This window comes from Metabacillus lacus (assembly GCF_009674805.1).
Taxonomy (GTDB): Bacteria; Bacillota; Bacilli; order Bacillales; family Bacillaceae; genus Metabacillus_C; species Metabacillus_C lacus.
Window position 1 is genome coordinate 19388 of record NZ_WKKI01000045.1, and the last position, 8121, is coordinate 27508.

Sequence of the window (8121 nt, forward strand, 5' to 3'; positions counted from 1 at the left end):
CTGAATAAAGAGATATGCTGGGGGGGTACATATGGATCCTTTGGATGTTATCACAAACATTGAAAGCATTTCACCGCACTATGGAGCAATTTTTAGTGCGGATGAACAAAGTGTCATCGGCTATGAAGTGGTCGGTAAGATTGTGGTCGACGGTACTGAAGAAAGCCTGGGAGCTTTTTTACAGGATGAGAGTGTTCCGGATGAGTACCGTCTTGAAGTGGAAGATAAGATTGCTCGGAAGGCATTGAACTATTTGCCCAATGCGGCACCATCTGTGTTTATTTTTTTGCACAGGGATGTAAATCTGCTAATGTCAGATCAAGGAGAGCGTTTTTTATCGCTCCTTAAGGAATTTGAAAAACAGGGCTGTTCGCTGGACCGCATAGTGCTTGATATAAAAGCAGACAAATATCATGGAGATATGAAGAGCCTTGTCCATCTTCTCACTTATTACCGTACGTATGGAATAAAAGTGTCAATTCATCATAGTGGAGGGGAAAGCAGCAACCTTAACAGGATTGGTCTGCTGTCCCCTGATATACTGAAAATCGATTTAAAGCCGCTGACTTTGACTTCAGTTTCACAATCATATAACGACGTATTATACTCCATCGTCCTATTAGCGAGAAAAATCGGAGCGGATCTTCTTTATAAGGATATTGAGATGAATTTTCAGCTAAGGTACGCTTGGAAGAACGGCGGAAGATACTTTCAAGGCGCATATTTGCAGAATCCAGCAGAACATTCTGTTGATAAGTATCTGTTAAAGGGCAGGCTGAAAACTGAATTTCATCAATTTATCGTTACTGAAAAAAAGAAGCTGGAAATGTTATATCAGAAAACGGAAGCCTTTCACCTGCGGGTACACGGGCACCTTTCCAGCCTTAAAAAAGAAACGAAAGATTTTAATACTCTTCTGATTCAGCTGGCTGAACAAATGTCAGACTGCAGTTTTAGAATGTATGTCTGTGATGAAGATGGTTTTCAGCAGACCGGGAATATTTACAGAGACAACAATAACTGGATTATCCAGGAAGAATATTATGAAAAAAACTGGAGCTGGAGACCATATTTTCTTGAAAACATGTTGAGGATGAGACGTGATCGAAAGGGTTTCTTCAGCGATCTTTATACAGATATTGAAACAGGCGATACGATTAGGACTTTTTCTTATCCCATTGATGAACAGCTGTATCTGTTTATTGACCTTCCATACTCTTATTTATACGAGCAGGATGGCTTGCTCTAAGAATAAGGAAAGAAAGGGAGAGGAATGCTATCTGTAAAAAGGTGGTAGCGGACTTATGCAAAAGTTTAGTATCGTGCTGTCTGTAGTTGCTCTCCTCATCGTTTCTTATGGATTGTTTTATACTGTCAAAGTCGGTAAAATGGTCGATAGCCGGCAAAGTGAACATGATACAGACATAAACCCAAAAGTTCAGGCGCATCCTTATTTGAGGAATCCAATTTTTCTTACGTATTTAATTACAGCTGCTCTTATAACTGCTTACATTATTTATATGGCAGTGAGATATGCAGGAACATACTGAATAAGAACGAAGGCATGCAGCTTACCCTGCATGCCTTTTTAGCAGTGCTGAAATTAACACCTGCTTCCATCCATGAGTTTCCTTCTTCATGATGTTGTATTTGCTTAAACTCTGCTTCTTTAACCACATGATTCAGAATAAACATGAGACTTTCTCACTATCTTTCGGTAGTTATGTGGAATTCTGATTAAAAAAAGTAAAGAGTGGTATACATCTTATATACTAGCAGTACAGGGAAAGGTGACATAATGAATATTTTAAAACAGTGTATGGCGGCAGTTGTTTTTTCTCTCTTAGCAGGCTTCAGCCTGACGGCAGATGCAAAAGAGTTACATAAGGAAGAGATGAATGAGTTTTTACAAAGTGCCTTTGCAGCTCAGGTTTCTTTATCAGAAAGAGAGCGTTCTTTGGATGAAATGCAGCAAATACTGAAACCATATTTTTCTGAAAATTTTATTGAAACATACCTGAAACAGCAAGCTGTTCAGCTCGATGGCGGTTATATTGTGTATGGTACGGATTTTTCAGTTTCCACAATCCCGTTCTACTCTTACAACAATAAAACGATAATGGTTGAAAACAGTACATCTATTCTCGTACACGAATTGTTTCCCGCTCCTACAGAGGGACCGGTTTATCATGAAGATATGTACGGCTCAGTCAATATTGAAAAAACAGAAAATGGGCCGCGCATACTAAGTATAATAGAAAGCAAGGAAGTCTTGGAGCTTGAAGATGGGAGAGTCATCACTGAAAAAAGAGGCATTCATCCTGAAAAGCTTCAGCTTTCTAATGACGAAAAGCCAAAAAAGCAATACTCTTCCTTTTGGGAAGATGTGAAGGAGCCGTTTAGAAATATTTTCGACGACGATAGTCAGAGATTTCCCAGCTATGTTGTTTTTAAGCTTGCTTTTAACGGCGGTTCCGATCAATACCGGCAGCAGTCAATATTAGCCGCTGAATAACAAAAACAAAAACAAGCAGCCCTGAAAATGATAGGGGCTGTTTTTTTTGGTCATTAATTGAATGTACAGAAACTTATTAGTAATTATTGAGGGTGCAGGTTGTCTTGTCATAAGACAAATTTCTGATTGCATATCCTCCTATGTAGGAAATAAAAACGCAAAGGGGGAGTAACCGGTGATAAAACGTGTGAACCGGCTTGCAATCGATTTGCCGAGACCGCAGCATCCTGATGCGAATGCAGCTGCAGCTGTTCAAGAGCTGCTTGGGGGCAAATTCGGTGAAATGTCTACTCTTAATAATTATATGTATCAGTCATTTAATTTTCGTCAGAAAAAAAAGCTTAAGCCCTTTTATGATCTGGTTGCGAGCATTACAGCTGAGGAATTTGGCCATGTGGAGCTTGTATCCAATACAATCAATTTAATGATAACCGGAACAACATTCCCCGGTCCTCCGGATTCCACTCCAATGAGAGAGGCAGTGGATAAACGGAATACGTACCATTTTATCGGAACAGCACAAACATCTTTTCCATTCGATTCAATGGGCCGGCCTTGGACAGGAGACAATGTGTTCAGCAGCGGGAATCTGGTGCTTGATCTGCTGCACAATTTCTTTTTGGAATGCGGTGCCAGGACTCATAAAATGAGAGTGTATGAAATGACAGATAACCCGGCTGCCCGGGAAATGATCGGTTATTTGCTGGTGAGAGGAGGCGTACATATTGTGGCCTACGCCAAAGCGCTCGAAGTCATTACGGGAGTGGATTTGGGAAAAATGCTTCCAATTCCAAACCTTGATAACAAGAAATTTGAAGCTGCCAGAAAATTTGAAGAGCAGCGTGTTCATACCAAGCTTTATACGTTCAGTGATACAGATTACAGAGACATCGACAAAATATGGAAGGGGACTCACCCGATTGACAATCAGCCGCTGGAAGTAATAATAGGAATTCCGGACGGCGGACCGATGCCTGACTTCGAAGAGGTGCCTGAAGAGTTCGCTCCTGGCATATCACAAGAAGACTTTATGGAAATAGCAAGAAGACTGCAAAGATCAGCAGGAATTTAGGCCGGTATTTTCAGTGCCGGTTTTTTTGCATGCTGTAAACTGTCCATAAAGCGTTTCTGATGAACAGAAGGATGTTTAAATTTTGCGCTTCACAGCCTTGTTACGTACTTTCTAGAATTTTAACTTAAGCAGAAGAAGCTCATTCCTGAGGACTTTGTGGGAAGGGGAAAGCCGCTTGGAATTTGGCTCCCTTCCTGAAAAAATACAACTGTTATCCATCTCCAATGCTTTCAAGATATAGCAGACTGCAGGTTAACTTAAATATTTAATAGCTCTTCCAACTTTTTTATGTTAAAGCCTGTTACTGCTTCTTCGTTGACGATTACAGTTGGGGTAGAATAAGAGCGGTAAACGCTTGTCAGCTTTTTTCGTGCTTCCTGATTCTTGTTAATATCGTATTCTGTATATTGTACATTGTGATGGTCAAGAAATTGTTTCACGATTTTGCAGGGGGGACACTCCGGCTGAGTATATACATGGACGGTTTTCAAGGATATCACCTCCTCTTTGAGTAATAGTGAAGCAGACCCATCGCACAAACCGATAAATCAAGCTTAAGAATATCATATAAATCGTCTGTTATGCTAACACCTTGAGAGGCGAGTTCCTGGTTTACTTTTTCAAGCAGCGTGCTGCCTAAAATATGTACCAGTTTCTCTGGCTCCTTATCTCCTTCTCTCTTGATGGTATTTTCAGTACATTCCAAAAAGACTGGAAGCCATTCATTTAGAGATGAAAAAACCTTTTCGGGTTCTCTGCTGACTCCAAAGTGGCTGAAGCAGATGAATGAAGGAGACAGTAACCTCATTCTTTCCGCGCTTTTCAGCATGTTTTCTGGATGAAATTGATTAGGTGATGTAGAAGGAAGGTAGAAATGTTTTCCCTGCGGCAAGAGTTCCTGATAAAAAATTCCAAGTGAGTCCCCTGAAAATAATCCTTTACTTCTTGTTTCAAACAGACTAAAATGATGATTTGCATGACCAGGTGAATCATAAAACTTCAATGTACATAAAGGACTAAGGTCTAAAGTTTCCTGATCATGTTTTACAATGATTCTTTCCTCCGAAACAGGAACAACAGGGTGAAACAGCCTATGGAATTCCGGACCATAAACTGCTTTCGCGCCTGCAATTAATTTTTCGGGATTTATGAGGTGCCTGGCTCCTTTTGGGTGGACAATAAGGGTTGCATTTGGACATTTTTCAAGAAGAAGGCCGGCGCCGCCTGCGTGATCAAGGTGGATATGAGTGACAATAATGTAGTGAAGGTCTGACAAGCTGCAGCCAAGAGCTTCTAATCCCGCCTGAATATGAGGCAGAGAAGGGCTGGCCGAAGTTTCAATTAAGGTTAGTTTCTCTTCATGGAGAAGATAAGCGCTTGTTCTGGCTTTCCTGCCAAGATCATGTGTATCTATGATAGAAATTGATTCAGAAACACGGTGAATAGTTGCCATCTTATTCCTCCTTGTTTAAAATAAAGGCATCTCACTATTATTGTAGTAGCGGGTCTGCAAGGAGTAAAGTAATTCATTCATTTTTCTGACTTTTGTTAGATAGCCAAAGTTAGGGTACAATACTTAAAGTAAATACAGAGACGAAACGTGAACTTCGTCTTTCGGAAGGAGAAATAACTATGTCACAATTATTGGGCATTATTACAAGACTACAAAGCCTGCAGGAATCTAATACTTCTGGTGAGCCGATGCAGCGTTATTTTGAGGTTGACGGCGAAAAAAAATGCAGCGTCAAATTTTTTGATAAAAGCAGTACATTTGAGCTCGAAGTATACCAAAAAGGTGAAAAACCTCAATCATATCAATTCGATAACATTGATATGATTGCCATTGAAATCTTTGATCTTTTGCAGGCATAGGAGGAAATAATGAAAGTACCGAATGTTGAATGTCCCAATTGCTTAAAGCAGCTGCCATTAACAGAAGTACTAACAGCCCAGTCGAATCAAAATGTCATATTTACATGTCCTGATTGCAGGTTTATTCTGCGCAATATCAGGACAAGCAAAGGATAACAGTCTCTGTCTGAGGCTGTTTTTTTTAGGTTGCATTAAATAATATCACTTTTTAAACTTTTAATAGGTATGTTTATTCAGTAAGTAAGAATGGAAAATCAGTCTAAGTTGTTGTCCATTTTTTCTGGTATGAAATCAATATTTAAATTAAACATACCTTGTTATCTTAGGTTGTTAACCAACGAGTAAAAAAATGAGCGGAGCGTCCCGGTTGTTTGCAGAAATGAGTTATTTAGTGAAAATAAGGGAAGCTGATGAATCCTTTCATTGAATAGGCATAACCTTTTCCGCTTATTGAACAAACAGCATGAAAAAAGCCTATTTAGCCGGTGTATTCCGCTTTTGCCCCGGAGCAGCATTAATCTGAGGCACCAAAATGGTCAGACACCTTTCTTTTGATCTTGTACATGGGGTGTCATGATCTCTTGACTTTTACAAATACTTTACAATGCAGAATGCTGTTAGTTTCATATTTTAGCTAAAAAGCGTATATGGTAAGAAGAGGACTTTAGAAAAGGAGAGACATAATGGAGTATAGGAAGATATTTTATAATGTATCTGAAAAGGACATGTCGTTTGAAGATGTGATTGACCGGCTTAAAACGTTTATTACGGCAGACCCTAGATCTGAATATGTCCTATCTGTAGGTACCGATTCGCATGTGCATGCTAAAGATACAAAATTTATAACAGCGATCCATTTACACCGCAAAGGGAAAGGTGCATGGGGGTGCCTTCAGAATACTTTTATTAATAGACAGATTAACAGTATTCACGAAAAAATATCTATAGAGACATCTCTTAGTCAGGAAGTTGCATATCATTTTACCTCTGATTATTTGGTTGAGCTTTCTGAACTCCTCATTCCATTCTCAGATGAAGGGGCAGACTTAACGTTTGAAATTCACCTGGATATAGGAAGAAAAGGGGTAACAAAGGATTTGATTCAAGAAATGACTGGAAGGGTTCTGGCAATGGGAGTTGAAGCGAAAATCAAACCAGATTCCTATACTGCTTTCGGCTATGCCAATAGGTATACAAGGTAATGCCGAATGTGTCGAAACTTGCGGTTGCATGCACTGGGAAAATTGATTATTCTTGAATGGAAGACGGTCAATAGAACAGGGGGTAAAAAGGGAAATGAGCCTGGCAGTACAAAATTTATCAACAGATGACCAAGTATTACTAGTGGACCTGCTACTGAACCAGCAGTATGCACTTGAGCTAATAACCAGTGAAATTAATGATATAGAAAACGGTTTGAAAACTGTTGATGAACAGCGATATAAAAAACTGATATGTTTATATGACCGTTTAAGGTTCGGGATGCTGTAAACGTACATAAAGCGATGCTCTTTTAAGAGGGTCGTTTTATTTTTTTCGACATTTTGCGAGTGTATGTCTGCCGCTTATTGGCACATCCACACAGCAATTCATATATGATAAAATAACAAGGTAAGCAGTTTACGTGATAAAAGATAGGGGTATTTGGTACTGTCATCGTAGGAAGAGAGGAAGACATACATGTTTAGTCTACATTCAGAGGAAGCAATGAAAACCTCCATTCAGGAATTAATGATCTCTGGAGAAAAGGTTGCCCACGTGCAGCTTGGAAACAATCTGGAACATGCTTTATTGGTCTTGACCCGTTCAGGCTACACAGCAATTCCTGTGCTGGATCCTCAGTTCAAATTGCACGGTTTAATCGGGACCAATATGATTATGGATAAAATTATGGGTCTGGAAAGAATTGAGTTTGAAAAGCTGGATCAATTAAAAGTTGAAGAAGCTATGAATACGGACATTCCGTGCTTAACAATGCAGGATTCCATTTCTAAAGGATTGGAAATGGTCATTAACCATCCATTTGTGTGTGTGGAAAATGAAGATGGTTATTTTGAAGGAATTTTCACTAGAAGAGCCATCTTAAAACAAATAAAAACAGCCAGGTTGAGAGTTGACGTATAAAGGCCTCTGAATAAGAGGCCTTTTTTCTTTTGGATTAAAAGTTCTTACTATGCAAAATTACCTCAGCAAAAGACACCCAGAATTCCCTGGACGTTTAGGTGATTCAAACCATTGATTTATCGCCTCATGCACTTAAAAGAGAATGATGAAGTGCTGGTGAAAAAACGGCCTATTCGGGATTAACCGGGATTTTTATATTGGTTTTTTCTTTATTGAGTTGGGGAGGCATCTAGTACTTGCTGTTACACTCTAGTTTGTCCTTCACCGACTTTATGAAGGACAGTTTTGTCCTTCATCGGCCTTATGAAGGACATTTCCCTGCAATATTTGTCCTTCATTGCCCCTGTGAAGGACATTACTCGCTATACAAACGGAGAAACTCCACTAGCATTGTAAAAATATCCACAAGGGTATACTGAGTTTACTCTATATGTAATTTAAGTATAATTTTACCATCCAAGCTTATTCGTTCAGAGCCAAAAAGTCTAGGGGGTTGTAATTGAACCCAGTTATCCAAAAATTGGATATTATTTTCTTT

General features: G+C 39.4%; 11 protein-coding genes. 9 read left to right on the forward strand and 2 right to left on the reverse strand.

What is annotated here, in order from left to right; all coding sequences use genetic code 11:
• Positions 1 to 31 precede the first annotated feature (31 nt).
• The 4 genes from GJU40_RS16865 (at position 32) to GJU40_RS16880 (ending at position 3587) form a co-directional block, all read left to right on the forward strand.
• The gene (locus GJU40_RS16865) at positions 32 to 1249 is read left to right on the forward strand and encodes an EAL-associated domain-containing protein (RefSeq protein WP_154309242.1); all 1218 of its coding nucleotides are present in this window, start codon (positions 32 to 34) and stop codon (positions 1247 to 1249) included.
• Between the two features lie 55 nt (positions 1250 to 1304).
• Positions 1305 to 1550, forward strand: coding sequence for a hypothetical protein (locus tag GJU40_RS16870; RefSeq protein WP_154309243.1), 246 nt, complete (start codon positions 1305 to 1307; stop codon positions 1548 to 1550).
• A 248-nt stretch (positions 1551 to 1798) separates the two neighbouring features.
• The gene (locus GJU40_RS16875) at positions 1799 to 2515 is read left to right on the forward strand and encodes a DUF3993 domain-containing protein (protein WP_154309244.1); all 717 of its coding nucleotides are present in this window, start codon (positions 1799 to 1801) and stop codon (positions 2513 to 2515) included.
• A gap of 175 nt (positions 2516 to 2690) precedes the next feature.
• Positions 2691 to 3587, forward strand: coding sequence for a manganese catalase family protein (locus tag GJU40_RS16880; RefSeq protein WP_343031592.1), 897 nt, complete (start codon positions 2691 to 2693; stop codon positions 3585 to 3587).
• Positions 3588 to 3844: 257 nt separating this feature from the next.
• Here GJU40_RS16880 and GJU40_RS16885 read toward each other — a convergent pair whose 3' ends face one another.
• Positions 3845 to 4078: a glutaredoxin domain-containing protein gene (locus GJU40_RS16885; RefSeq protein WP_154309245.1), complete on the reverse strand. Its 234-nt coding sequence runs from the start codon at positions 4076 to 4078 to the stop codon at positions 3845 to 3847.
• Between the two features lie 5 nt (positions 4079 to 4083).
• Complete coding sequence (locus GJU40_RS16890; protein ID WP_154309246.1) at positions 4084 to 5040, reverse strand: MBL fold metallo-hydrolase; 957 nt, start codon at positions 5038 to 5040, stop codon at positions 4084 to 4086.
• 179 nt (positions 5041 to 5219) lie between these two features.
• Here GJU40_RS16890 and GJU40_RS16895 point away from each other — a divergent pair, with 179 nt between their 5' ends.
• The 5 genes from GJU40_RS16895 to cbpB all read left to right on the forward strand — a co-directional run bounded on the left by GJU40_RS16895 (position 5220) and on the right by cbpB (position 7583).
• Complete coding sequence (locus tag GJU40_RS16895) at positions 5220 to 5459, forward strand: YkuJ family protein (RefSeq protein ID WP_154309247.1); 240 nt, start codon at positions 5220 to 5222, stop codon at positions 5457 to 5459.
• 9 nt (positions 5460 to 5468) lie between these two features.
• A complete protein-coding gene (locus tag GJU40_RS20755) occupies positions 5469 to 5615 on the forward strand; it encodes a hypothetical protein (protein ID WP_170289444.1) in 147 nt (48 codons plus the stop codon).
• 527 nt (positions 5616 to 6142) lie between these two features.
• The gene (locus GJU40_RS16900) at positions 6143 to 6661 is read left to right on the forward strand and encodes a ribonuclease H-like YkuK family protein (RefSeq protein WP_154309248.1); all 519 of its coding nucleotides are present in this window, start codon (positions 6143 to 6145) and stop codon (positions 6659 to 6661) included.
• A 94-nt stretch (positions 6662 to 6755) separates the two neighbouring features.
• Positions 6756 to 6950, forward strand: a complete 195-nt coding sequence (abbA, locus tag GJU40_RS16905; RefSeq protein WP_154309249.1) for an antirepressor AbbA — start codon at positions 6756 to 6758, stop codon at positions 6948 to 6950.
• A gap of 189 nt (positions 6951 to 7139) precedes the next feature.
• A complete protein-coding gene (gene cbpB, locus GJU40_RS16910; RefSeq protein ID WP_154309250.1) occupies positions 7140 to 7583 on the forward strand; it encodes a cyclic-di-AMP-binding protein CbpB in 444 nt (147 codons plus the stop codon).
• Positions 7584 to 8121 lie beyond the last annotated feature (538 nt).